Origin of the sequence: Mycobacterium sp. pR1184, assembly GCF_041287235.1 — a bacterium.
Classification (GTDB): domain Bacteria; phylum Actinomycetota; class Actinomycetes; order Mycobacteriales; family Mycobacteriaceae; genus Mycobacterium.
Map to the genome: position 1 here is coordinate 65,880 of NZ_JBGGKR010000015.1, position 24,257 is coordinate 90,136.

Sequence of the window (24,257 nt, forward strand, 5' to 3'; positions counted from 1 at the left end):
CCGCTGGGCCGCCCAGCAGAAGTGGTAGGGGTGAGCGGATCAACTCTCGTAATGCATTGGGCGTCTACGCATTACGGAACGACATCCCAACCTTGAGCCGGATCATCGCCGCAATAGCGGGTGGACACCCAAGTCCCAGGGCCTGTCTGAACCGTTGCACGGGTTGACCACTACCGCGGCGTACCAGTTCCCGCCCGGAGCGTCCAGACACGCATCGCCGAGCCTGCTTCTCACCTGGACCGGGCCATCGGCGGTTGCCGCACCAGCATTGAACACCGCGACACCGAGCACCATGCCGACGACTGCGAGGGCTCGAACGTTGATCAATCGCACTGTGCGCTCCTAGTTAACCGTCGATGTGACGCCGCTTGGTAGGCGAGGCGAGACCAGAGGTCGCGCGCCATCTCATGGCAGGCCGAGCTTGGTCGCCTTCATCTCGAGGTAGGGATGGGCCATGCGTGGATCGACGCCGGCTTTTCTCGCAGCGGTCTGTGTGCCCTCTTCGCTGCGGTGCAAAATGACGTGGTTGCGCTCAGTGGGTGTCAGTGAGTCGAACCAGCCATCGAGCTTGTGGCCGTCCTCCTCGAGCTTTGCCCGCACTGCCTCATCGAGCTTCCAGGTGGACGTGCCGCTCCATTGTGTTTCGTCGACGACCGCTTGCTCGATCCCGTGCTGTTTGACTTGGGCCAGAATGCGTTCGACGAACGCAGCTATGAGTGACTGGCGCGGGTTGTTCAGCAGGTTGACCCGGTCGTGCAGATTGAGCGTGTAGAACCACGACAGATCTGACGGTTGTGCGGGGTACCCGGGCATGGTGGAACGGTAGCTCACGGTTTCGGCGCGGGTCCTTATATGGCTTCTCGTGAACTCGCGTGGAGTTCATCGACCGCGAGCAGCGTCAGCAGGTACCGGTGGACCGGGTGAGCTACGCGCCCCTCGGAAGGCAGTCCATCTCCGCCGATCGGCCCAGAGTGTGAAGTCGAGTTTCGGCGGTGAGAATCTCGCTAAAATTCTCTAGTGCCCGAGATGCCTGGCCTTCGTCTAAAGGTGCTGGCCTCTGGGCTGCATCAGCTCGCCAAAGAGAGCGAGATGGTCAGCGACGAGTTGAGCGCCGTATCCAAGCCGCCGCCCATTTCTACGTCGGGGTGGCAGTCAAGTGCGGCGACGGCGCGGCGCGCCGCCGGGCGGGCAGCCAAAGACGTGTCCGCCGTCGTGGCACGCATCAACGCACGTGCCGCGGGGTATAACGCCGCGGGCTTCGCGTACGCGCAGAACGACAAACACGGCGCTGTCCGTCTGCGCGCGGTACCGCGCTGATGGCCGACGACACACCGCATGTCCCAACGCTTTCGCAGCTGCGCGCGTCCGACTATTCCTACTTCGGGCAGTTGAGCGGCTATCTGCAGAACATAGGCACGAAGACGCAATCCGCCCTCGAGCAGTTGGCCCAAGACGTGCAGCACCCCGGCGGCGTCGAGTGGGAAGGCATGGGTGGCGCCGCGGCGATCAATCAAGCCGGGTTGGACATGTCGATGGCCCGGCCGTTCACCTGGAGTTGGGAGGAAGTGGCCGCATCGACACAGCGCTGGCAAGACGTGCTGGAGGCTGGGACACGCACCGCGCTCGATGCCGTCGAGGACGCCGAACGCGACGGTTTCGTGGTGGGCGAGGACTATTCCGTTGCCGACACCCACGAGGCCGAAACCGCGCAGCAATATCAGCAACGACTGGCGTTGGCGGAAGCGCACGCCGGACAGATCGGGCACCGGGTCGCGAGGCTGGTGAGTAGCGAATCGCGGGTCAACAGCGAACTGCGGGCGATGTCGGCCGGCTGGGGCACGCTGAACTTCAAGGAAGGCGGCGGCGCTGGTGGGCAGCCGGGCGACGACCCGACCCAGCACGATCCCACCATCGCCGGGCCGGGATCCGACCCGACCCAGGAGCAGCAGAAAGGCTCGCCCTACGACTTGGGCGTGACGATCCCGGGAACGGGAATCCTGATCACCGGCGACCCGCACGACGGCAGACCGCAGCTGCACATACCCGGAACGCAGTGGGACGGTGACAATCCGTTTCCGGTTCCCAAGGGCCAACGCCCGCTACCGACCGGGACGGCCGTCGGTCCCAACGGCCAGCAGTATGCGTTCTACAGCATCAAGCCGTACGGGGATGGCACTGATCCCAAGAACTTCATCGGGAAGGAGTCGCACGTCCAGAACCTTGCGGATCCGACGCACGATCTCGGGCCGCTGCAAGGCACGCTGCTGAATTCCAGTCAGAAGGTGGGCATCTCACAGGCCAGCGGGGTGTACGACCCGAAGACCAACAGGATGGTCATCGTTGGCAACGTGGGAGCGGATGGCCAACGCGCACTGTGGCAGTCCGACCCGATCAAACCCGGTGACCCGCCCAATGCGTGGATGAACACGATGCATCAAACCGGGACCTTCACCAATCTTGGGGCGGGCGATCGCGAGAACCAGATCGTCGGCTTGCCGAAGGGCGGCTACCTGCTCACCAGCGCCAGCAACGGTGCGCCGGTGGTCGGCGTCACTGCCGCCACCCCCGACGGGCTGCTCAACGCGACACCTACCAACCTCACGCCCGCTTCGATTGCCAGCCCCGGCACCACACCGTCGGTGCCCTACGGGCCTACGGTCACCAAGATCGACGTTCTCCCCAACGGCCAGGAACAGGTCACGCTGCGCACGAGCACCTGGCCGATCCCGGAAGGCTGGCACCCCCCACCAGAAAATCCCCAGCAGGGACCGCCCTACTTTCCCCGCACCTACACCTCGACGATCACCATCAACCCATGACCGAGGAGGACTCGATGAGAACTGCGGCCGTTCGCACCACCCGGTACCTGGGCGCCGGAATCTTGGCAGCCACACTGACCCTGATGGGCTGCGGACCCCACGCCGCCGCGTTGCCGCCCGGTTTCCCCAACCTCGACAGCTTCGCCTCCGTGCCGGTGGACAACTACATCGGCACCGGTCCCAAAGGGCCGGGTCGATTCGTTGAGTTCTCGACTCCCTACAACATCCAGTGCGGCTTCACCGCCACCATCAATCCGCAGCCTGCAGGATCGTCCCAAGGCATTCACTGCGAAGGCCAAATACCCGGCGTCGCATCAGGTTCCACACCCACCGAGTCCTGTGCGACCGGCACCGTGGGCGACTGGGGGGCCGCAGGATTCCGCATAGACAAGGAGTTGAGCGGCTGCCCTATCGGCGCCTACAACTCGGGCACGTTGCTCGGTGCCGGACAGAAACTGTCCTATCAGAACGTCACGTGCGCCGTCGGCGCTGACGGGCTGGTCGCATGTGTGGACAACAGCATCGGACAACATGGCTTCGCGCTAAAGCCGTCTGGCAACTTGACCTTCTGAGCGCAACCAGCGCCTCGCGGGGCGGGTCGCCGCCGCTCAGGTCACATTGAGGTCACACGGCCAGTCTGGCGGCATCTGAAAGTTGTTGCGCGATAATGGGATTGGACCAGTTTTGGCTGATCAGTCCGTAGGGACGTGACCCGACCGCCTCAGCAGGTACTGCCAGCCCGCGTCGAATTGCGTGTGGTTCCATGCTTGGTCGCGTTTGAATCGGGTTTCCGCTTCGTCCGACCAGTACTGCGGTCCGCCCGCAGCTGCGGCCAGTAACTCAGTGCGGCAGGCGCTTTCAAGTAGAACGGACAGCATCACTGCGGTGGGTGCGTCAGCGCCGACCGTCACGGAGCCGTGGTTGGGTATCAGAGCCGCGTTGGCGTCGCCCAGGGTGGCGGCCAGGGAGCGCCCCAATTCGGGCGTAGCGATCAGCGCTCCCGTCTCGGTGAACCGGGGGATCTGGGGGTAGGCGAACGGAACCCCGTCATGCGATATCGGGTGCAGATCACGCACAAGTGAGGCGAACGCGTTTACGGCAGGTGAGTGGGTGTGCACGACGCAGCCGACGTCGCTGCGAGCCGTCATGATCTGTGTGTGGATGTGAAATTCGAGATGTGGCCGACCTTCCCCGCTTAGGACGCTGCCGGTGGGGTCGACGAGAACAACCTTTGCAGCATTGATCTCCTCGAATGCCCAGCCGGCGGCCTTCATCCATACCCCACGACCGTCTGGGTCCCGGATAGACGCGTGCCCCCACACCATGTCGCTCAGCCCGGCAGTAGCCAGGGCAGCGCTCGCGGCCACGACGATACCCACAGGATCGTTCATGTCAGTCAAACCACTCTGTCCATTGCACGGAGCTCCTCCCGACGGCGATCCCAAACGAGCTAGCCATGCTTGGCTGGCAGCCAGGACGCCAGTGTCGTTGCCGCTAACCCTCTTTCCGTCGAGTCGTCGGCCAGGCGGTTCGTGACGCTGAACAAGACTGTGGGGTCGGTCAGCCCTAGCCGGCGGCGAATATCGATGGTACGGGCGGCTGAATGTTAAAGCTGTTGGCAATTGTGGCATGCGCGACGTAGCGTCCGCACGCCAAAGTGACCGCGATCGCGGACTTGTAACCGAGCTCGGCCACAAGGTTATCTCGCTCAGCGGCTGAGCCGTTGCCGTGTGCTTTCAGTACTGCGAGGACCCACTTTTGAGTTGCGCGCTGCCCAGGCGTGAGATTCGAATTGTCGGGGTCGAGCTTTTCAACGGTGGCAACCCAGTCTTTGCCCAGGCCGAGCTTCACCGACAGCCGCTCGTGCTGGTGACGCTCATAGTCGTTACCGGTTGCGGTGGCTACGGTGAGTGCCACGGTCTCTGTAAGGTCGTCGGGGAGAGCGCGTTTGGTCGCATCCGTGTAGTCGATGAAAGCGGCCAGGGCCTCGGGTTGGTGGGCCGTTAGCTGGAAGAAACCACCGAGGTAGCCGAGTCGATCGATCTTTGATTGAAGTCGCGCCTTTACCGCGGGATCCAATTCTTCTATGCCGATCAGCGGGACCCCGGCAAGATGCTGACTATCGCGGTCGGTGTCCGATGTATTTGGCGCAGAATCGATTTCTGTCATGTTTCCTCCTTATGCAGGCTTGGATGGAGCGGGTGTGGTCGAGGTCAGCTCAGTGTCTACGCCGATCGTGCCCACCGAAGAAGCGCTGCCGGGCGATCCGAGTGGTTCGGTGCGTCCGGGAAGCACTGCGTTGAAGAACTTCGCGTTGTCCTCGATCCACTCGGGTTGGGCGTCTGCGCGACTGGTGATCGCGTCCACCGGGCAGACGGGTAGGCATGCACCGCATTCGATGCACTCGTCAGGTTGGATGTATCGTCTGCGTTCGCCTTCATAGATGCAGTCGACGGGGCAGGCGTCTACACATGACCCGTTGAGTTCTTCGATGCAGGTCGGGCCGATTACGTAAGGCATGGGATCACCCCCTCCTCGCCGCTGCGGAACCCATCAACTCGGTTGAATGGCCAGGGAAGACAGACCGCGCTGGGTCAAGCTGCGCGGCAAGGTTATTCACCGCGGTCGCTGCTTCGCCGAAACCAACTGCCATGATGCGAACCTTGCCCGGATACGCGGTGACATCCCCGACTGCGAACACTCCTGGGACGTTGGTAGCCATCGTGGAATCGACCACGATCTGCCGACTTTCGACCTTTAGTCCCCATTTCAGCAGTGGTCCCAGATTTGCGATGTGGCCCAAAGCGGCGATCACCGCTTGCGTCTTTACCGTCTCGCTCGTGCTGCCAGTGCGCACGGTGATCGCTTCGAGCCAGCGATCGCCGTGTGCGGCGGTGACCTCGCTGTCCAGAATCAGCCGGGCGCCGTTTTGTTCAAGCTGGTTGACCGACTTTGGATGTGCAGTCAGGGTTCGCCGGCGATGGATCAATGTCACGGACCTAGCCATCGGGCAGAGCATGTTGGCCCAGTCGACCGCGCTGTCACCACCGCCGACGACGACAACGTCGACATCGACATAGGCAGCGATGTTGCGCAGTGTGTACTGCACTCCGCGGTCAAGGTAGTCATCTGCGCAAATCAGCCTGCGGGTTTGGAAGCTCCCGATACCAGCCGCGATGATGATTCCGCTGGCACTGATTCGGCGGCCCTTGTCTGTGACGATGGTGAATCGACGAGGTGCGCGATCAGAGGTGCTGCAATCATGCGGTGCGGCAAGCATTTCCACCGATTGTTCACCGAGCAGCCAGGTGGGATGTGCAAGCTCGGCCTGCGTCGTCAAGGACGCTGCCAATACGGATCCCATTACCTCGGGGAGACCGGCGACATCGTAGATGGGTTTGTCGGGGTACAGCGCCGTGAGTTGTCCGCCGGGTTGGGCCAGTGAGTCGATCAACACCACGGATAACCCACGCAGTCCGGCATAGTAGGACGCGAAGAGGCCGCTTGGGCCGGCCCCGATGATGAGGACGTCGGTGTCGATGGCGGCTGGAATGGAACTGTTCACGGCCGTGCTGCGAGTGTCTCGGCCAGCAATTCAGTGGTATCCGCCCAGGCCTTTCGTGCCGCATCATCCACGTACTGTGCCGGTCGTGCGTCGCAGTGAAACGCGTGCCCTGCGCCTTTGAACACGACCAAGCGCAGGTCCAAATCGTGCAGCTTGGCTTCAGCTTGGATCGCCGAGATGTCCTCCGGCGGGATGGTCGGGTCGGCATCTCCAACGAACATCAGCACCGGTCCCTCGAGGTTAGGCGCTTGATCCAACGTGGCGTGCGGGCCTCGTGCGATTCCCGGTCCGTAGAACACCACCGTGGCCGCCACCGGGAGGGCAGTGGCAGCCGCGAACGCAGCGCGGCCGCCGAAGCAAAATCCGACGATTGCGGTCTTCTCAACCGGAATCTTTTCCGTATCCGCAAGGTAGGTGAGGGCGGCCGCGACGTCCGTCACGATGGGTTCGGTGCCCAGCTCGCCGATGAGCCGCATCGCGGTGTCGCGGTCAGCGTAGTCCACGGTGTCGATTCCGCAGCGATGGAATAGGTCGGGCGCCAGGGCCAGGTATCCCTCGGATGCAATGCGCCGGGTGACATCCTGGATGTGGTCATTGACTCCGAATGCCTCTTGCAGAACGATCACCGCGGCTGGCGGTTTGACTGCGCGTTGCGCGTCGGGACGAGCGCGGTAGAGCCGCATCGGACCGTCAGTTGTGGTCAGTGTCAACCAGTCGGCGGTCAGTTCATCAGCGGCGGCGGTCATGAGATGTCGGAGTCCTTTCTGAGAATTCAAATGCGGCCGGAGTCAGTCCCATATCAGGGCTTGGGTTGGACGTTGGTCTTCGGTGAAGGCGTCATAGGCTTTGGCCGCCGCGGGATGCAGCGCGATCGGTGCGGCGGCGATCGCTTGCGGCTCGAGCGGGTAGCTCAGCGGGCTGCGTTCCGGTGGAATGTGTCGATATTGCACCTCGAGTGCCTCGCGCGTCGCGACCATGCACCAGGCGATCAACTCGGCGATGTCATCGGGTAGTGCATCGGTGCATAGCAGCAGGAAGTCCGAGAACTCGAGGGCGGTGAGGTCGCGACCGAGGCCCGGCAAGTAGCCGTGCGGGACGACTGCCGATGGCCAATGCCACCTCTGGAATGCATCGAGGACGGGGCGGGTCACGTCGAGGTAGACCACCGATCGGCGGTCAGTGATGCGTTGCCAGGCGGGCATCATGATTGCTTCGTGAATTAGTACGTTCGCCGCTCCGTCGCGGAATGCGGCGATCGCTGGAAACGGTCGCTCATGGTAAAGCCACGATCCGCCAGCGCTTTCCAAGGCAGCAGCGTCGATGCCTACCGCTTGCAGTTGACGGTGCGCGGCCAGCCCGACGAGGTTGACACCGTCATCGGGACTGGTCGCGATGCGCAGCTGGGACATCAGTGAGGCGAGCTCGTCTAACGACGACACGCCCAGCTCGGCGTCCACGCAGGTGACCAGGCGGTCTCGTTGGGGCAATGTGCCCAATGCTCGTAGTCGTTCCGATCGCTCGGCAGCCAATGGGCCTCCGCCGGCGACCATTCCCATTGCAGCCGTGGGTGTTAACAGCGCAACATCGACCCGGCCGGACAGGACAGCGTGAATCGCGTCGGCTCCGCCGCGTCCGGAACGGATGAGGATCTCCGAGTCGGGCTCGCATCGGTCGCCGACCTCCTGAGCCAGCCAGCCACAGATGCGGTGGAGGTTGGCTTGGCCCCAGTCGCCTTGCAGCGTCAAGGTTATTCGGCGGTCGAGAACGGGTCCGCTAGGGCGTTGGCTACATGACTGAACAGACGTCATGAAGTCGGGATACCTTGGATCATTGCCTGCAGACCCGGCGCGTCCAGCGCGAATTGGATCTCGCGGATCTCGTCGAAGGGGAACCCGACTCGCTCGAATTCGCGCTCCAGGTCATCGCGGCTCTCGGCCTGGTAGATCGTCACGAGGAAGCCGCTGTACATGTCGACATACAGATTCTGAAATGTCGCGTATCGCGACTCTGCGACATCAGGTGCATTGCCGGCGATCTCGTCGGCCGAGAGTCCAGGAGCTAAGTGGGTGGTCAGGTAGGTGGGCATGAATGTGCCTTTCTGTAAGTGATTTACGACGGTTGAGTTACTGGGGTCTGCAGCTCGGCACGCAACTGCTCGGCGAGCGGTTTCCAGGCCGCGAAGGGTTCCATGTCAATGCGGGGATGTTGGGCACCACAACCGCTGCAGTGTCGCAGGGTCTCATCGTCGTTGAATGCCCGACAGCCGTCGAAATATACTTCCTGCGAGACGGTTTCGGCAGTGTCCCATTCGAACCGATGTAGTTCACGGTCGCAGCCGGGGCAGTACCATGCGATGCCTTCGAGTCCTGCGGACCGCGCCTTATAGCGCATCTGGACACTCTCTTGTGACGGCACGATCCGGTGCGGAGTACCCGCAGGGACATAGACGTGGTCTCCGACGTCCATCGCGAATCGGTTGACTGAGGAGTCCTTCAAATACATTTCGGCCGTACCAGACATCTGAACGACCACCGTGTCTTTCGCACAGATGAGATGAAATGGCTGGGCGACCGTGTTGCGGGACATGTATAGCTGCGGGTCCACCTTCGTCGGCAGCACCGGGACTTCCTCGTAGTTGCCGATTTCCTGAGCTGCCTTGAACGCGTGCAACATTCGTCGTCGGTCCATGGTCACACCGCCCCGGTTTCCTGCGTTGCCGCAGCCGCTGCGCGCATGGCCCGCTTGGCCGAGTCCGCCGTACGAACCTGCGCGACGTATCGATTCCAACCCCACTTGTGGTGCGGATGAGGTGGGCTGATATGCCCGCACTTGGGACAGGTGCGCGCGGGTTCCGGCTCGTAGTCCAGGGCGGCGCGATTACTGCCCCAGATGGTGGGAAACATGTGAACTTCGTCATCTGCGTTGCCGTCCCACTGGGTGGGGTCGTGGCCATCGACACCTTTGGGACTTGCGTTGTAGTCGAAGCGCACAAGCTGCTCGGAGCACTTCTGACAGCGGAACAAGATCGCCTCCGCTTGATCGCCCTCTTCCGCCTGGTGCTGGGTGACGGTTATCAGAATGAAGGCCTCGGGATCGGCGGAATCACGCAGAAACGAATTCACGCCATGCAGTTGTTGGGTGACGAAGATCTGGCCGGTCTGCAACATCGCCTGGTTTGCACCGAAGGTGACTGCGACTTCTTCCACGGTGTTGTAGTGGAAGAAGTGACCGAAGGCGCTATCGTCTCGGTCGCCCCTCATGATTGAGCCGGTAGGGACTATGGCGCCGGCGTCATGGTAGGGAAACAACGGCAGCAGTTGAGACGCTGCCCCGGTCATGAAATCGAAAACGTTGACCTTCAACGGTTCCCGATTCCCTGACGGTGGTGGAATTCGCCGCGTCCTCTCCGTTGCAGATGACGCCCCTGTCACCGTCTGCGCCATGCCGATCTCCCTTCTGATCGTTTCTGTGCTAAAGATCCGCTGCGGCGGCCAAGACCGCGTCGCAGAGTCGTTCGACTTCGGGTGTAGCTGGGGCCATGGGCAGCCGCTCTTCATTGGTGGGAAGTAGTCCGCGCTGTCGCATCATGTACTTCACCGGAATGGGGTTGGTATCGAAGAACACCGACTGGTTCAGCTTCCACAGCGCCTGATGCAACCGCCGTGCCTCGGCGAGCTTCTCGTCCTGGATAGCCTGGTAAAGAGCAACAATTGGCGCCGGAAAGACATTGGCGACCGCGTTGACCATCCCGGCGGCTCCGACGGCCAGCATCGGCAGCGAGACCTCCTCAAGCCCCACAAAAATCCGAAACTGCGGACCAAGACGCAACAACGCGTCCGTAACCCACCCCAAGTCCGTGGACGCATGTTTGGCCCCGACGAAGTTGTCGCAGCGCTCGGCAATCGCCTCGAGGGTGTCGATGGTCACCGAGACGGCCGACCGTACCGGAATGTGATAGAGCAGTACCGGCTTGCTGGTGTTGCGGCACACGACCTCATAGAACTCGACTAACCCCCGCTGCGGGGGTCGAGTGAATGCCGGCGTAACCACCAAAACCGCTGCGGCATCGATATCCTCGGCATGCCGGGTTAGCTCGATCGTCTCTGCCAAGGATGGAGCTCCGGTGGCGACCATGACGGGTAACCGTCCACCGGCGACGCCGACCGCGGTGGCCGCGAGTTCTTTGCGCTCGGCGACGGACAGTAGCGCCGGCTCGCCACTGGTTCCCGCCACAACGATTCCGTGACTGCCCGATCGGGCTTGGAAGTCCACCAACTTCTCGTAGACCGCCAAGTCGATGCGCCCGTCGCTGAACGGGGTGACCAGCGGTGGGTAGGAGCCACGCAACTCCTCGGGTGCCAGTGCGATCATCCCGCGGACCGGTTCGTCGCGAAGCCCGACTCCACACCCAGTAACCGCGCCTCGCGCTTCAAATCCTCTTGCCAAAGCAGCGATTCCAGGGCGATGTGGAACGGCTGGTCCTGGATGGTCAATTCGTGAACATGCTCGTCGGGGCCGCTGGCGTGGTGATGCACGGCCCAACCCGGTGCCGACAACATCAGGTCACCGGCTTCCCAGTCATAACGTTTGCCGTTGACCAGGCTGTGACCGCGCCCGTGAAAGTAGTAGTTGATGGCAGCTGACACGTGACGGTGGGGACGATCGATGATCTTTGGCGGACGAATCGTGATGGTGGCAAAGAAGTTCGGGGTGGTGCCGTTGGTCCGCCCGGTTGCCGGGTTGTAGAGGAGGTACAGTCGGCGTCCGCGATATTCCGCTCCCAGGGCGGTCAGCTTGTCGAGATTGTCCTTGACCCGCTGCCACGGCCAATACAGCGCCGGGCTTTCAACATTGGGTGGACTGATCAGCTTCTCGTAGGGCATCAGCCACGCCCCTTCGTCGGTGAGTTGAAAGACACCGAACGGACTCTGTTTGCGCTCACCAGACTCCTCATTCGGGGCGCTGGGGAGTTCTTCGAGTGGATTGTCCTCCACCAGGTAGACGCCGAGCTGGTCGAGTAAAGCGGCATTGGAGTAGCTCAATCGCACTTGCACGCTGTCGGTGTCGTTGATGTGCTGAAATGTGGTCCAGGAAGGGTGATTCCATACGTCGTATTGACCGAAGCTGAACTTTTTGTCGCCCACGACAGCCGTTCCGCTGCCGTCGATGCAGAATGACACCTGAGTTGCATTGTGGCGCGACGGTGCAGAGCTTTCGCCGGGCAGCAGCACCGACAGCGTTACGCGGATGCCGGGCGCCAGCCCGTTGCCGGGTGCCGTGGCTTTCGGATGAACGATCAAGGCCTCGCGCCGGCCATTGCTGGGCCGCGGTTGCCGGCTCAGCCGCTCTACTTCGGCATCGATTTCGGCCTTTGTGATCAGCACTGGATCCCAGAAGTCGAGCTGAGTCGGGGCGGGACGGTCGCTGACATCGACAAACAAAGACATCAATTGCTCCATAATCTTGGTTGAGACCGAGGTGAGACTGAAAGGGGGCGGCCGGCGCCGGCAGCGGTGGCCCGTTCGAAAACAATTTCGGCTACCGCCAGGTCTGAAATGCCGGTCCCAAGAGCCTTGAAGATCGTTATGCCGTCGCCTTCGATGCGCTCGTCTCCCGTGAGCGCTGATCCGAGTGACAGCACGTGAGGTGCACTGGTTGCCGACAGCTCCCGAGGTGAGAGCTGACGGGCGGCGGCAACATCATCGGCAACGATGCGACGTGCGTGCGCCACAACCGCGGCTTCGAGCTCTGCGCGTTCGGGAGTGATTGCACCAACAGCGTTGATGTGCACCCGATGGGCCAACATTGGCTTGCTAATGAATGGTTCGGTCGCCCGCGTCACTGTGACGACCACATCGGCTTGATCCACAGCCTCTGCGACCGAGTCGGCGGCATGTGCGGCGATTCCGGAATGCTCCGTGATTTTCTCTGCGAACGATTTCCGGTGATCAGCGGTGGGACTGTAGATCGCAATGTCTTGGATTTCGCGCACGGCGGCCACCGCAGCAATCTGACCTTCGGCCTGTTTTCCCGAGCCGATCACGGCCAGTTTCTGGCACCGGTCGGCGGCCAAGATCGACGTCGCCGTTCCGGTGATTGCGCTGGTGCGCAATTGGCCTAGCCCAAACGCCTGGATGACTGCAAGAAGCTTTCCCGTGTCCACATCCCAGGCCGCTAACAGGGGAGTAGCCCCGCCACCGGTGTGCGCCCAGGTTTTCGACACGGCAAGTCCCGATGAGACCGCCATCGCTCCGATGGCGTGCATGCTCCCACCCGCCCAGGACGCGAAAGTCTTGGGCATCGCCACTACATCGCCTGCGGCAGCCCGCGTGTAGGTATCCCGAATCGCATCAATGACCTCGGGTAATGACACCAACGCGACAACGTCTTCTTCGTCAATCCACCGCGGGGGACTGCCCGCTGGCTGTTCCCGGAGCCGCGCCGTACCCGTCGGGCCGGCGTGACGCAGGGCGGGTCCGCTATTCACCATGATGAATTAGTGTGCTGGCGGTCACACGCGATGTCAAGCTAATTCGGCATAATCGTCATGCTGAATTTCGGAGGTGTTCAGGTGAGCGCTGAGGAACGCGAGTATGGCCAGGTCGAGGCGCCCGCGCTGCGGCGTAGCGAGTGGCGGGCGGCAACGCGGAGAAGCCGTCCAGCCACCCGCGCGGAACTTGCCGCGCAGGCAATCGCTGCGAACGTCAAGGCCGTCGAACCCGGTGGACGGCTCGGAACCAAAGAAGAGTTGCGAATTCGCTGCGGCGTCTCCGTTGGGACTCTCAACGAAGCTATCCGGTTGCTCCAGGCTCGGGGTCTCGTCTCGGTGCGTCCTGGTCCCGGTGGGGGTCTCTTCGCATCCGAGCCGCCTCCGATGGTGCGACTGGGCAACGTCATGCTCGCGCTGGATTCGCACACGGCCTCGGTCTCTGATGCCGTGCGCATTCGCAACGCACTCGATGCGCTCCTGATCGAGGATGCGGTATGGCATGCCAATCAGTCCGACATCGATGCGCTGCAGGCACGACTCGCAGACATGGCCGTCGCTGCGCAAATAGGCGACGGCATCGCGTTCCTGCATGCAAATTGCGCGCTGCACGCGCAGATTGCCGAGGTGAGCCCGAACGCGATGCTGAGCTCTATTTACGTGGGCCTGCTCGACGTGATCGAGGCACACACGCTGGCGGTTGTGCCGGCAGTCGAAGAGCCGTTGCCGGACTCGCTTTTGCGGCGCTACCGGCTGCACGTGCGGCTGGTCGATGCAATCGCAGTACAAGATCCTGCCGCCGCGATCCATGCGCTCGCCGAACACAATGCCACGGGCGACTGATCCCCGCTGACCTGGGACGTTGAAAACCGTTCTGCCTCAAGAGTTGTCCTCCACCTGACTGGAGTGGTCAGTTCAGTGCGACTCCCATCTGAGAGGCAAGCTCAGTTAGTGCGATCCCATACGTCTCCCTGACTCGCACGGTGCCTTCGCCGCGGTCGATGTCGAAGACCGCATGACTGGTGTAAACCCTACTGACACAACGCAGCCCGGTCAGCGGGTACGTGCAAGCCGGTACGAGTTTGGCGGTGCCGTCCTTGGCGAACAGGTCCATCATGACGACGACGCTCTTGGCGCCAATCGCGAGGTCCATCGCGCCCCCGACGGCGGGAATCGCATCCGGGGCGCCGGTGTGCCAATTGGCCAGATCGCCGTGGCGGCTGACCTGCATGGCGCCGAGCACGCAGACATCCAGGTGGCCACCGCGCATCATCGCGAACGAGTCCGCATGGTGGAAATACGACGCCCCAGGTGTTTCGGTGACCGGAACCTTGCCGGCATTGATCAGGTCCGGATCGATTTCGTCGGCTCCCGCCGTGGGCCCCATGCCCAGCATGCCGTTCTCGGTGTGAAGCACCACGCCGGCTTCGGGCGGCAGGTGGTCGGCTACCAGGGTGGGCTGCCCGATGCCGAGGTTGACATACGAGAAGGCGGGGATGTCCCGGGCGATAAGCGCGGCGAGCTCATTGCGGTCAAGCGGTCCACGGTCGAGGTTTTCGACCCGGCGGCCGACGTTCGGGGTGTTCGTCATTTGCTCACCTCCACGACGCGGTCGACGAAAATACCTGGTGTGACGACGGTTTCCGGGTCAAGCGCGCCCGCGTCGACTACCCGGGACACCTCGGCGACGGTTAGAGCCGCGGCTGCGGCCATCACCGGGCCGAAGTTTCGCGCCGTCTTGCGGTACACCAGGTTTCCCGCTCGATCGGCGACATGCGCAGCGATCAGCGCGACATCCCCACGTAGTGGGTATTCCAATACGTAGGTTCGCCCCTCGATCGTGCGTTCTTCCTTTCCTTCAGCCAAGACAGTTCCGACGCCCGTAGGGCAGAAGAACGCGCCGATGCCGGCTCCGGCCGCGCGGATCCGCTCGGCGAGGTTTCCCTGTGGCACCACTTCGAGTGCCACCTTGCCTGCCCGATAGAGCTCGTCGAACACATAGGAATCCGATTGGCGGGGAAACGAGCAAATCACCTTGCGTACACGGCGTTTGGCCAGCAAAGCGGCCAGTCCAGTATCGCCGTTGCCGGCATTGTTACTGACAATCGTCAGATCGGCGGCGCCTTGGTCAATCAACGCGTCGATGAGGTTGATCGGCATACCCGCCGTCCCGAAGCCGCCTATCAGAATCGTTGCGCCATCGGGGATCCCCGCAACCGCCTCCGCCGGATTGCAAACAACGGTGCGGCCCATCAGCGCGCCTGCTCCGCGTCATATTCGGCGAGGACCTTGTCAGCGATCCGGAATGCCGAGTTCGCTTCGGGCACACCGCAATAGATCGCCGTCTGCAGTAACAACTCCTGAATCTCGTCATTGGACAGCCCGTTGCGTCGCGCAGCGCGCAGATGCATGGCAAACTCCTCGTGGTGACCCCGGGCTACCAGGGCGGTCAGTGCGATCAACGACCGGCTGCGGCGGTCAAGACCCGGACGGGTCCAGATGCCGCCCCAGGCGTAGCGGGTGATCAGGTCTTGGAAGTCGGCGGTGAAAGGCGTCGTCGCGACCACGGCGCGATCGACATGGTTGTCGCCGAGCACATCCCGCCGCACCGCCGTAGCCGTCCCAAATGGCGTGTGTGGTCTGACGTGACCCACGATCAGATGGGCGACCTTGACAGGTGCCTCCGCCGGAGCGAGATGAGCCACCCCGTCGAGCACCACGAGGCGACTGGGCTTGACGTCAGATGCGATGTGTCGCAAACATTCCACCGGCGTTGCAACGTCCTCACTGCCGGCGATTGCCAGCACCGGATTGGCGATGTGCGTCAGGCGATCGGAGACATCGAACGAGGCCAGCGCCTCGCAGGCGATGGCGTAGGACTCGGCGTCAGCACTGCGTAATGCGTCAAGCAGCGCCGCGGTAACGACCGGTTCGCGATCGGTGAATCCGGCTGCGAACCAGCGCTGTTGTGCAATATCGACGACAGCGCCGGTACCGGACTGCCGCACGAGTGCCGCGCGGTCGCGCCATATCGAAGTTCCGCCGAAAACCGCAGCGGTGCACAGTAATGTCGCGGTCGCGACTCTGGCGGGCGCGTCGAGCAGCAGTTGCAACCCCACGGCGCCGCCGATGGAATCGCCCGCGTAGTGGAACGGGGCGCCCGGGGATATTTCGTCCGCCAGAGCCAGCACCGCAGCCCCGAGTTCGGCGATAGTGAACGGCGACGCAGTGGGCTGGCTGCGTCCGTGTCCCGGCAGATCCCAACCCACCACACGAACATGTTTGGACAGCGATTCGGCAGCGGCTTGCCACAATGCGATTACCGAGGTGCCTAGCGATGGGCCGAGCAGCAACAGTTCGCCGTTCTCTGGCCCGGCGAAGTGGGTGCCCGTCAGTTGCGGGATGCTCACGTCGCGTCCTCGAGGTATTGCTGGGCGCGTCGAAGTGCGGTGTCGACCAGGTTATCTGTCGCCCCGGTATAGGCGGGTAGCGCTGCCCGCCCGGTCAATTCGGTCATCGATCGCTGCTCGGCGCGAATCTCACCGGCGGCGGCAAGATTCGTGCCGGCCCGCTCCGTATTGATCTCCAACCCGGCCAGCAGATCACTCATCTGGGCCGCGGCAACGACGGTGCGACGCGTAAGAGTCCGCAGGGTTGCCCATTCGGCATGCCATCCGCCGTCGGCGCGTTCGTCGACGCTGGCCGCCGACGCGGCGTGCAGCGTGGCGGCCAGGGGAGGAGCGGTCAGCGCGGCCCGCCGGATCAGCACCGACAGGATCGGATTTCTTTTCTGTGGCATCGTCGATGACCTGCCGCCGCGACCCTCGGCGAGTTCACCGATCTCGGGTCGGCTGCCGATGGCCACGTCGTTGGCGATGTGCGCCCAGGCGTCACAACAGGCGACCAACGCATCGCCGATCCGGGTCACCACAGACCGTGTGGTATGCCACGGCGGCGCGCTGGCCAAACCCAGCGCTGCTGCCAACGAGCCCGACAAAGCGAGTGCCGAAGCCGCCGATCCCGTCAATTCTGTTGTTGCCGCAAGGGTTCCGGCAGCACCGCCTACCTGTGCGGGTAGCCGGGGCAGAGCTCCCACCGCGTCGGCGCCGTCCAGCACCCCCGACAGCCAGTTGGCCAGTTTCGCTGCTACCGTGCTCGGCACCGCGGGCTGGGTCAGCGTTCGGGCCAGCATTGGGGTCGGATGCCTTTCGACCAGAGCGGCCAGCGTGCGCACTTGGGACGCAAGCTGCTTCTGCACAGTGGCGAGCGCGTCGCGCAGGCATAGCATCATCGCGGTGTCGATGATGTCCTGGGTTGTCAAACCGCGGTGTACCCACCGGGCGGTTTCGGCACCGCTGCGTTGACGCAGCAGCTCGACCAACCCGCTCACCGGGCTGCCGTCGCGCTCCGCCGCCGACGCCAGCGCCTCGGTGTCGTCGGTCGACACCAGCCGGGGCAGGTCTGCGACGGCGGCCGCAGGGGCCACGCCGGCGTCCACAAGCACCCGCAGCCAAGCGTGTTCGACCTGGACCATCGCGGTGAGGAATGCGGCGTCGGTCATCAGCGGGCCGGCACGCTCGTCCCCCGGCCAGAGGAGGTCCGTCATGGCAGGCATCCCGGGTAACGCAAGAACACGGTCTCGTCTTCGCCTTGCAGCCTGATGTCGAAGCGCAAGCCCAGCTCGTCGGGCTCGGCGATCAGAGTGTGCCGCCGGTCGAGGGGCGCCGAGGCCAGGAGTCGGTCGCTGCCGAGCCGACCGCCGGGCAGGTAGGCGCGCGTGAAGAGGCGGTTGAGCAGACCGCGTGCGAATACCGTCAACGCGAAAAAGGGCGCCGAATTCGGCTCTGTAACACCCGGTTTGACGGTATTGAAGCTGTAGTGACCCGCTTGGTCGGTGCTGGCGCGGCCCCAACCGGTAAAGGTCACACCGTCGCGGCGCAACGAACCGGTGGACGACGGGATGACACCGTCGGGGTCGGCTTGCCAGATCTCGATGAGGCTATCGGGTACCGGGATGCCCGCACCATCACTGACCACTCCGTGCAGGCGAATCGATCCGGCTAACGATGGCGGCACCAGTTCGGAGCTGTTCGCGAACGGCAGTGCGTAGCCGAAGAACGGCCCGATCGTTTGGCCCGGGGTGGCGGTCAGCAAGGTTCTCATTGGCACTCCATTGGGGTGCCAATGTCGCCGCTGAGCACAATGTCCCATCGATAACCGGTGGCCCACTCGGGAACGCTCAGGTCGTGGTCGTACGTGGCGACCAGCCGTTTACGCGCCTTCTGGTCGTTGATGGACTGGTAGATCGGATCGAAGGGGAACAGCGGGTCCGCAGGGAAGTACATCTGGGTGATCATCCGCTGCGTGAAAGCCGTTCCGAACAACGAGAAATGGATGTGGGCTGGCCGCCACGCGTTGTGGTGGTTTCGCCAGGGATAGGGCCCGGGCTTGATTGTGGTGAAGCGGTAGATGCCGTTGTCATCGGTCAGGCAGCGGCCCGCCCCGGTGAAGTTTGGATCCAGCGGCGCGGGATGCTGATCGCCTATATGAACGTAGCGACCGCAGGCGTTCGCCTGCCAGATCTCAACGAGTTGGCGACGTACCGGACTGCCTGTGCCGTCAACTATGCGGCCGGTCACCACAATCCGCTCTCCGATGGGTTCGCCGCCGTGCTGGATGGTCAGGTCGGAATCCCTGGGGTCCACGTCACGATCCCCGAAACACGGTGCCGTCAATTCGATTGTTTCCGGATCGGCATGCAGGAGCGCTTTGGTGGGGTGGCGTAGCAAACTGCTCCGATAGGGCGGGTAGTTCAGCCTCGGCTGGGTCAACTCCACGCCGGCCCGGTGGTAACCGGCCTCGATTTCCGCAATCTCCGCGGAGATCTCGGCTTGGCTGGGGAGTGTCGTCATACGCGCAGGCTATGGGTTCTGAGGCCACCTGTGGAACGGTAAGCTTTCGCTGAGCGGAAGGATAGTCCCGTGGCAGGAAACACCTCGGTGGCCGGTACGACGGTTACTTCGAGGGTCCTTGCGATATTGGGTGCGTTCGACGCGAGGCACCGCAGTCTGACGCAGACTGAACTGGCTCGGCGAGCCGGCATCCCGGTGCCCACGGCGCACCGCCTGATCGGTGAACTCGTCGCGGGCGGCGCATTGCAGCGGCTTGCCGATGGGCGATATGCGACGGGGCCGTTGATGTGGCGTGCCGGGTTGCTGGCCCCCGTAAGCGGCGGTTTGCAACGGGTGGCGGAGCCCTTCCTCCACGACGTCTACGCCGCGACGATGGCGACCGTGCATCTGGCGGTTCGTGATGGCGACGAGGTGTTGTATTTGGAGCGAATGGCGGGCCGCGCTTCGGTGCCGATCCTCAGCGAGGTGGGCAGTCGGCTGCCCATGCACGCCACCGGCGTCGGCAAAGTGCTGCTTGCTCATGCGCCTACGGATGTCCAAACGCGGGTGTGTGCCAATCTGACGCGCGTTACGCCGCACACGATTACCCGGCCGGACGTGCTGCGCGCACAACTGGACCAGATTCGCCGCGAGGGCATGGCCACGACAAGCGAAGAGATGTCGCTCGGAGCGTGTTCCCTTGCGGTGCCGGTGGTTCAATCTTCCGACGAAGCTGTGGTGGCCGCCATCGGGGTGGTCGTCGCGACCCTAAAGCGCGACCGTCAGCGACTATTGGGTGCTTTGCAGGTCGCCGCCCGTGGTATCGGTCGAATGATCTGACCTCTCTGTTTTGCAGAGAGATAGTTGACGGTCTCTCCGTAGAGGAAGCATTCTTGCTGACATGGCTGATCAGCGACGGGTCCTCGAAGATGTTCGTCGCGGGATGATTCCCGCGCACATCTACAACGACGCGGAGATCTTCGAACTCGAGAAAGAACGGATCTTCAACCGCGCCTGGATCTTCGTGGCACACGAGTCCGAGATACCGCAGGATGGCGACTATGTCGTGCGGCGGGTCCTGAATGACTCGTTCATTATCGCCCGCGACTCCGCGGGTGAGATTCGGGCAATGTTCAACATGTGCCTACACCGCGGAATGCAGGTATGCCGCGCCGAGATGGGCAACGCATCGAACTTCCGCTGCCCCTATCACGGCTGGTCCTATCGCAACGATGGTCGCATCATTGGCTTGCCGTTTCACAAAGATGCCTATGGCGGGGAAGCGGGGTTTAAAAAGAAGGGCCAAACCCTGCTGCCCGCACCGAATTTGGCGAGCTACAACGGCCTGATCTTCATCAGTTTGGACGCGGACGTGGAGCCGCTCGAGGACTACCTTGGTGACTTCAAGTTCTACCTTGACTTCTACACGAGGCAAAGCAACGGCGGACTCGAAGTCCGCGGGCCACAACGGTGGCGAATCAAGGCGAACTGGAAGATCGGCGTGGAGAACTTCGCCGGGGACATGTACCACACACCGCAGACGCACGCGTCCGTGGTGGAGATCGGTTTGTTCCGCGAACCCAAGGCCGAAAAGCGCAAGGATGGCGCGACCTATTGGGCTCACCGGGGCGGCGGAACGACATACAAGCTGCCCCCGGGCACGTTTGACGAACGAATGCGTTATGTCGGCTACACCGACGACATGATCGGCCGCATCAAGGAAGTCTGGACGACCGAACAGCAGCAAGTGGTGGGGGAGGACGGCTTCATGATCTCGGCCGCGTCGTGCTTTCCGAACCTGAGCCTTGTGCACAACTGGCCCAAGGTGGAAGAGGGCAGCCAAACGGGTTGCGATGTCTTGCCTTTCATCTCGATTCGCATGTGGCAGCCGATCGATGAGCACGAGACGGAGGTTTATTCGTGGTTCGCGGTCGATTCGGCCGCGCCCGAGCAATTCAAGAAGAACTCTTACAAGGCATATCTCATGTGTTTCGGATCGACCGGCATGTTCGAGCAGGACGACGTGGAGAATTGGGTCTCGCTCACCAACACGGCCGGCGGTTCGATGGCGCGCCGACTACTGCTGAACAGTCGGATGGGCTTGTTGGCCGATGGCACCCCGGTCGTCGAGCCCTTACCCCCGAGCCGGTTTCACGGGCCGGGTGTGGCCCGCGTTGGCTACAACGAGTCGAACCAGCGCGAGCTGCTGAATATGTGGGCCGATCATCTCGAGTCGCCTGCGGGGCCGACCCGCCCCCGAACCGACATCGGTACTCACAACCCGGACGGCCTCACGCCGCTGAGGCAGACAAAGCGCTCGACGGCTGTGGTTACGGGAGCGCATCGATGACGACCCATTCCGAACAGGCGGTCCTCGGCGATCACGCTCCGCGCCAACGACGAGTGGGAAAGCCGTTGCCGTTCAATGACGAACGGCACCTACAAGCGCATCAGTTCCTCGTCGACGAGGCCTACCTGCTCGACGCCCAGCGGTACGACGAATGGCTCGACCTGCTCACTGACGACATCCACTACCTGATGCCGGTTCGCGTGACGACCGCACTTGGTGCGGGCTTCGACACCTCGCCGGGCATGGCCCATTTTGATGAGGACAAATATTCTTTGAGCCGACGGGTGGCGCGGTTCCTCACCGAGCATGCCTGGACCGAGGATCCGCCGTCACGGCTGCGTCACTACATCACTAACGTCCGCACGTTCGCCACCGAAGACCGCGACCATCTCGTCGTCGAATCCGCCGAACTGTTGTTCCGCAGCCGCGGCGACGTGAACGAGTCAGCGTTGGTTTCCTGCGGTCGCGAAGACCTGTTGCGCTTCGACCAGGAGCGGTGGACGTTGGCTCGGCGCATCGTGTTGATCGACGAGTCGGTGATCCGAATGCAGAACCTGGCGGTGTTCCTGTGAGCCCTGGGCGACAAGGCGAAGGACAAGGCGAGCAGGCCGCCGGCCGGGCGCAGGAGCTGGCTGCACTGTTGGAAGGCGCCGTCGGTGAGCCTCTCACTGTGGCAAACGAATTCGCCGACGTCGTGCTGCGCCGAGTTGACACAAGGAATGGATCGCGTCTGCTTATCACATCACCTAAGTCCGGGCAGTGGATCACGCTCGATGCGCTCGAGGTCGAGGCGTTGACGTGGCAGAACCCTAGGACTCTTGCGGCGATGGTAGGCAACATGTTTGCGCCGCTTTTCCCGGACGACGAGAAAGCCCGCGATGACCGGATGGCTTGACGGCAAGCGGGCCCTGGTCGTGGGCGCCGGTTCCGGTATCGGTCGGGCGGTCGTTGACGCCTTTCGCGCCGAAGGCGCTCGGGTTGCCGTGCTGGAACGCGACGACGCGAAATGCGAAAGGCTTCGGGGTGAATTGCCGGACGTCGCGGTGGTTGAGGGCGATGCAAGATCGCGCGCGGCCAACGACGACGCGGTCGCCGTTGCGGTCGAGAGCTTCGGCGGGTTGGACACCCTCGTCAATTGCGTTGGAATCTTCGACTTCTACAAGGGGATAGGTGACATCGACGCCGATGACTTGAGCGCAGCGTTCGACGAGATGTTCCACACCAACGTGCTGAGCCTTTTGCACTCGGTGAAGGCCGCGGTCCCTGCGTTACGAGCGCAGACCGGCTCGTCGATCGTGCTCACCGAGTCGGCTTCGTCGTTCTACCCGGGCCGCGGAGGAGTGCTCTACGTGGCCTCGAAGTTCGCGGTGCGTGGTCTGGTAACGACGCTGGCGTACGAACTGGCACCGCACATCCGAGTGAACGGGGTAGCGCCCGGCGGCACCTTGAATACCGATCTTCGGGGTCTAGAGAGTTTGTCGTTGGGCGACAAACGACTTGACGACACGCCAGGGCGCTCCGGCGATCTCGCGGCGCGGACGCCGTTGAACGTGGCGTTGTCCGGAGAAGACCATGCTTGGAGCTTCGTATTCCTGGCGTCTGACCGGTCGCGCGGGATCACGGGTACTACGACCCACCCCGACGGCGGGTCCGGCATGGGAGCAACGAGACCCGTGCCATCGAGTTAGCGAAGGAGGCAGCCACCGTGCCAACCGTCAAAGCCGATCTGCGTGCGTGTCAGGGCTACGCCAATTGCGTAGCTGCCGCCGGCGAGTACTTCGACATCGACGACGAGGGTCTGGTGATCTTACTGACGGCCGACGTGGCGGAATCCGACCGTGCCCGAGTGGAGGAAGCGGCACGCAGCTGCCCCGTTTCGGCTCTGCGGGTTGACGATTGATGAGCCGCCCGACAGCGGTCATTGTCGGAGCATCGATCGGCGGGGTACGGACGGCGCAGGCGCTGCGAGCCGCGAACTACCACGGCCGAATCCTTCTCGTCGGTGATGAAGCGGTGCCGCCCTACGACAAACCGCCCCTGTCAAAGTCTTTCCTCGCCGGCACGGCAGGGCTCACCGATATCGCACTGCTGAGCCATCGGCAAGCTGCCGAACTGGACGTCGAGGTCCGGCTTGGCAGCCGAGCCGTTCATTTGCATCTGTCGCGCGACGAGATCGAACTCGACAACGGCGAGTGCGTCGGGTACGACCATCTGGTCATCGCAACGGGGGCGCGAGCGCGGCCGTCGCCGTGGGGTCAACCCGACGGCGTGCATGTCGTGCGCACGTTCGAGGACTCGCGGCGGCTGCGCGCGGATCTCACCCGAGGTGGTCGGCTGGTGATTGTCGGCGGCGGTTTCATCGGCGCCGAAATAGCAGCCACTGCACGGTCATTGGGCAATTCTGTCACCATAGTCGATCCCAGCGCGGTGCCGATGGAGCGCGCGCTCGGCCAACAGGTGGGCGAGCGGTTCATCCGCCTGCACGAACGTAACGGGGTCGGCACGCTGTTCGGTGCCGGGGTGGAGGGGATCACCGGGCGGCGCGGAGGGTTCCGTGTGGCGCTCACCAACGGCGGTGTTCTCGACGCCGATTACGTCGTCGTCGGAATTGGCGCCGTTCCGAACGATGACTGGCTGATCTCTTCCGGTCTGCACATCGACGACGGTGTTGTTTGCGACAAATACCTCCGTGTGCCGAACACGACGAATGTGTTTGCAGTTGGCGATGTTTGCCGTTGGCAGAACCCGCGTCACGACCGCCTCACCCGCGTGGAGCACTGGACCAACGCGGTCGAGCAGGCCGCCATCGTGGGGCACAACATCGCACAACCGGGCGCGCTCATAGCCTGCGCGCCGGTCGAATACGTGTGGAGCGATCAATACGATTGGAAAGTCAGGATCGTCGGCCAAGCCGGTAGCACGCAAGATTGCCTCGTGGAGGTGATCGGCGAGGACCCCGATACTGGCCGATTCGCTGGACTGTATAGCCCAGACGGCCGCACATTGAGCGGCGTGGTTGTCGTCAACTGGCCGCGGGCGCTCATCGCTGGGCGCAAGGCACTCGCACAGAAAACACCTTATGCAGTGCTAAAAGAAGCGCTCGAGCAGCTTGCAGGGCCGCGACATATCAATGCATAGGAGCACA

General features: G+C 63.0%; 30 protein-coding genes and 1 pseudogene. 11 read left to right on the forward strand and 20 right to left on the reverse strand.

Annotated elements, in window-relative coordinates:
* Window positions 1-129: 129 nt before the first annotated feature.
* Window positions 130-294 (reverse strand): annotated as a pseudogene (locus tag ACAG21_RS23220) (hypothetical protein); the annotation flags it as partial.
* A 111-nt stretch (window positions 295-405) separates the two neighbouring features.
* The gene (locus ACAG21_RS23225) at window positions 406-813 is read right to left on the reverse strand and encodes a hypothetical protein (protein ID WP_370498616.1); all 408 of its coding nucleotides are present in this window, start codon (window positions 811-813) and stop codon (window positions 406-408) included.
* A 204-nt stretch (window positions 814-1,017) separates the two neighbouring features.
* Here ACAG21_RS23225 and ACAG21_RS23230 point away from each other — a divergent pair, with 204 nt between their 5' ends.
* The 3 genes from ACAG21_RS23230 to ACAG21_RS23240 are packed head-to-tail and all read left to right on the forward strand — an operon-like array spanning window position 1,018 to window position 3,391.
* Window positions 1,018-1,317 carry a hypothetical protein gene (locus ACAG21_RS23230; RefSeq protein WP_370498617.1) on the forward strand — a complete coding sequence of 100 codons (300 nt, stop codon included), beginning with the start codon at window positions 1,018-1,020 and terminating at the stop codon, window positions 1,315-1,317.
* A complete protein-coding gene (locus tag ACAG21_RS23235; RefSeq protein WP_370498618.1) occupies window positions 1,317-2,819 on the forward strand; it encodes a hypothetical protein in 1,503 nt (500 codons plus the stop codon). Before ACAG21_RS23230 ends, ACAG21_RS23235 begins: the two co-directional genes overlap by 1 nt.
* Window positions 2,816-3,391 carry a hypothetical protein gene (locus tag ACAG21_RS23240; RefSeq protein ID WP_370498619.1) on the forward strand — a complete coding sequence of 192 codons (576 nt, stop codon included), beginning with the start codon at window positions 2,816-2,818 and terminating at the stop codon, window positions 3,389-3,391. Before ACAG21_RS23235 ends, ACAG21_RS23240 begins: the two co-directional genes overlap by 4 nt.
* Window positions 3,392-3,511: 120 nt before the next feature.
* Here ACAG21_RS23240 and ACAG21_RS23245 read toward each other — a convergent pair whose 3' ends face one another.
* The 12 genes from ACAG21_RS23245 to ACAG21_RS23300 form a co-directional block, all read right to left on the reverse strand.
* The gene (locus tag ACAG21_RS23245; RefSeq protein WP_370498620.1) at window positions 3,512-4,210 is read right to left on the reverse strand and encodes a class II aldolase/adducin family protein; all 699 of its coding nucleotides are present in this window, start codon (window positions 4,208-4,210) and stop codon (window positions 3,512-3,514) included.
* Window positions 4,211-4,385: 175 nt separating this feature from the next.
* Window positions 4,386-4,988 (reverse strand): carboxymuconolactone decarboxylase family protein, encoded by a 603-nt coding sequence (locus tag ACAG21_RS23250; RefSeq protein WP_370498621.1) that lies wholly within the window; start codon window positions 4,986-4,988, stop codon window positions 4,386-4,388.
* Window positions 4,989-4,997: 9 nt separating this feature from the next.
* Window positions 4,998-5,339 carry an indolepyruvate ferredoxin oxidoreductase subunit alpha gene (locus tag ACAG21_RS23255; protein WP_370498622.1) on the reverse strand — a complete coding sequence of 114 codons (342 nt, stop codon included), beginning with the start codon at window positions 5,337-5,339 and terminating at the stop codon, window positions 4,998-5,000.
* 4 nt (window positions 5,340-5,343) lie between these two features.
* A complete protein-coding gene (locus tag ACAG21_RS23260; RefSeq protein ID WP_370498623.1) occupies window positions 5,344-6,384 on the reverse strand; it encodes an NAD(P)/FAD-dependent oxidoreductase in 1,041 nt (346 codons plus the stop codon).
* Window positions 6,381-7,130, reverse strand: coding sequence for a dienelactone hydrolase family protein (locus ACAG21_RS23265; protein ID WP_370498624.1), 750 nt, complete (start codon window positions 7,128-7,130; stop codon window positions 6,381-6,383). The genes ACAG21_RS23260 and ACAG21_RS23265 overlap by 4 nt, the downstream gene beginning before the upstream one ends.
* 42 nt (window positions 7,131-7,172) lie before the next feature.
* Window positions 7,173-8,129 carry a hypothetical protein gene (locus tag ACAG21_RS23270; RefSeq protein ID WP_370498625.1) on the reverse strand — a complete coding sequence of 319 codons (957 nt, stop codon included), beginning with the start codon at window positions 8,127-8,129 and terminating at the stop codon, window positions 7,173-7,175.
* 59 nt (window positions 8,130-8,188) lie between these two features.
* The gene (locus ACAG21_RS23275) at window positions 8,189-8,470 is read right to left on the reverse strand and encodes a hypothetical protein (RefSeq protein ID WP_370498626.1); all 282 of its coding nucleotides are present in this window, start codon (window positions 8,468-8,470) and stop codon (window positions 8,189-8,191) included.
* 23 nt (window positions 8,471-8,493) lie between these two features.
* Complete coding sequence (locus ACAG21_RS23280) at window positions 8,494-9,057, reverse strand: hypothetical protein (RefSeq protein ID WP_370498627.1); 564 nt, start codon at window positions 9,055-9,057, stop codon at window positions 8,494-8,496.
* A gap of 17 nt (window positions 9,058-9,074) precedes the next feature.
* Window positions 9,075-9,827 (reverse strand): hypothetical protein, encoded by a 753-nt coding sequence (locus ACAG21_RS23285; RefSeq protein WP_370498628.1) that lies wholly within the window; start codon window positions 9,825-9,827, stop codon window positions 9,075-9,077.
* Window positions 9,828-9,855: 28 nt separating this feature from the next.
* A complete protein-coding gene (gene dapA / locus ACAG21_RS23290) occupies window positions 9,856-10,755 on the reverse strand; it encodes a 4-hydroxy-tetrahydrodipicolinate synthase (RefSeq protein ID WP_370498629.1) in 900 nt (299 codons plus the stop codon).
* Complete coding sequence (locus tag ACAG21_RS23295; protein ID WP_370498630.1) at window positions 10,752-11,831, reverse strand: cupin domain-containing protein; 1,080 nt, start codon at window positions 11,829-11,831, stop codon at window positions 10,752-10,754. The genes dapA and ACAG21_RS23295 overlap by 4 nt, the downstream gene beginning before the upstream one ends.
* The gene (locus ACAG21_RS23300) at window positions 11,831-12,874 is read right to left on the reverse strand and encodes an ornithine cyclodeaminase family protein (RefSeq protein WP_370498631.1); all 1,044 of its coding nucleotides are present in this window, start codon (window positions 12,872-12,874) and stop codon (window positions 11,831-11,833) included. The genes ACAG21_RS23295 and ACAG21_RS23300 overlap by 1 nt, the downstream gene beginning before the upstream one ends.
* 57 nt (window positions 12,875-12,931) lie before the next feature.
* On the opposite strand from ACAG21_RS23300, the gene ACAG21_RS23305 reads away from it, so the two are divergent.
* Entirely contained in the window at window positions 12,932-13,714 is a 783-nt protein-coding gene (locus tag ACAG21_RS23305; protein WP_370498632.1) for a FadR/GntR family transcriptional regulator, read from the forward strand.
* Window positions 13,715-13,781: 67 nt separating this feature from the next.
* Here ACAG21_RS23305 and ACAG21_RS23310 read toward each other — a convergent pair whose 3' ends face one another.
* The 6 genes from ACAG21_RS23310 to pcaH are packed head-to-tail and all read right to left on the reverse strand — an operon-like array spanning window position 13,782 to window position 18,783.
* The gene (locus tag ACAG21_RS23310; RefSeq protein ID WP_370498633.1) at window positions 13,782-14,462 is read right to left on the reverse strand and encodes a 3-oxoacid CoA-transferase subunit B; all 681 of its coding nucleotides are present in this window, start codon (window positions 14,460-14,462) and stop codon (window positions 13,782-13,784) included.
* Window positions 14,459-15,124 (reverse strand): 3-oxoacid CoA-transferase subunit A, encoded by a 666-nt coding sequence (locus ACAG21_RS23315; RefSeq protein WP_370498634.1) that lies wholly within the window; start codon window positions 15,122-15,124, stop codon window positions 14,459-14,461. Before ACAG21_RS23315 ends, ACAG21_RS23310 begins: the two co-directional genes overlap by 4 nt.
* Window positions 15,124-16,281, reverse strand: coding sequence for a 4-carboxymuconolactone decarboxylase (gene pcaC / locus ACAG21_RS23320; RefSeq protein ID WP_370498635.1), 1,158 nt, complete (start codon window positions 16,279-16,281; stop codon window positions 15,124-15,126). The genes ACAG21_RS23315 and pcaC overlap by 1 nt, the downstream gene beginning before the upstream one ends.
* Window positions 16,278-17,477, reverse strand: coding sequence for a lyase family protein (locus ACAG21_RS23325; protein ID WP_370498636.1), 1,200 nt, complete (start codon window positions 17,475-17,477; stop codon window positions 16,278-16,280). Before ACAG21_RS23325 ends, pcaC begins: the two co-directional genes overlap by 4 nt.
* Window positions 17,474-18,034 (reverse strand): protocatechuate 3,4-dioxygenase subunit alpha, encoded by a 561-nt coding sequence (pcaG, locus tag ACAG21_RS23330; RefSeq protein WP_370498637.1) that lies wholly within the window; start codon window positions 18,032-18,034, stop codon window positions 17,474-17,476. The genes ACAG21_RS23325 and pcaG overlap by 4 nt, the downstream gene beginning before the upstream one ends.
* Window positions 18,031-18,783 (reverse strand): protocatechuate 3,4-dioxygenase subunit beta, encoded by a 753-nt coding sequence (pcaH, locus tag ACAG21_RS23335; protein WP_370498638.1) that lies wholly within the window; start codon window positions 18,781-18,783, stop codon window positions 18,031-18,033. The genes pcaG and pcaH overlap by 4 nt, the downstream gene beginning before the upstream one ends.
* 69 nt (window positions 18,784-18,852) lie before the next feature.
* On the opposite strand from pcaH, the gene ACAG21_RS23340 reads away from it, so the two are divergent.
* The 7 genes from ACAG21_RS23340 (at window position 18,853) to ACAG21_RS23370 (ending at window position 24,250) form a co-directional block, all read left to right on the forward strand.
* Entirely contained in the window at window positions 18,853-19,602 is a 750-nt protein-coding gene (locus ACAG21_RS23340; RefSeq protein WP_370498639.1) for an IclR family transcriptional regulator, read from the forward strand.
* Between the two features lie 61 nt (window positions 19,603-19,663).
* Window positions 19,664-21,112 (forward strand): Rieske 2Fe-2S domain-containing protein, encoded by a 1,449-nt coding sequence (locus ACAG21_RS23345; protein ID WP_370498640.1) that lies wholly within the window; start codon window positions 19,664-19,666, stop codon window positions 21,110-21,112.
* Window positions 21,109-21,684: a 3-phenylpropionate/cinnamic acid dioxygenase subunit beta gene (locus tag ACAG21_RS23350; protein WP_370498641.1), complete on the forward strand. Its 576-nt coding sequence runs from the start codon at window positions 21,109-21,111 to the stop codon at window positions 21,682-21,684. Before ACAG21_RS23345 ends, ACAG21_RS23350 begins: the two co-directional genes overlap by 4 nt.
* Before the next feature lie 68 nt (window positions 21,685-21,752).
* A complete protein-coding gene (locus ACAG21_RS23355; RefSeq protein WP_370498732.1) occupies window positions 21,753-22,007 on the forward strand; it encodes a dihydrodiol dehydrogenase in 255 nt (84 codons plus the stop codon).
* Window positions 21,991-22,800 (forward strand): 3-(cis-5,6-dihydroxycyclohexa-1,3-dien-1-yl)propanoate dehydrogenase, encoded by an 810-nt coding sequence (hcaB, locus tag ACAG21_RS23360; protein ID WP_370498642.1) that lies wholly within the window; start codon window positions 21,991-21,993, stop codon window positions 22,798-22,800. The genes ACAG21_RS23355 and hcaB overlap by 17 nt, the downstream gene beginning before the upstream one ends.
* 17 nt (window positions 22,801-22,817) lie before the next feature.
* Window positions 22,818-23,012, forward strand: a complete 195-nt coding sequence (locus tag ACAG21_RS23365) for a ferredoxin (RefSeq protein ID WP_370498643.1) — start codon at window positions 22,818-22,820, stop codon at window positions 23,010-23,012.
* Complete coding sequence (locus tag ACAG21_RS23370; protein WP_370498644.1) at window positions 23,012-24,250, forward strand: NAD(P)/FAD-dependent oxidoreductase; 1,239 nt, start codon at window positions 23,012-23,014, stop codon at window positions 24,248-24,250. The genes ACAG21_RS23365 and ACAG21_RS23370 overlap by 1 nt, the downstream gene beginning before the upstream one ends.
* The last annotated feature ends 7 nt before the right edge of the window (window positions 24,251-24,257 follow it).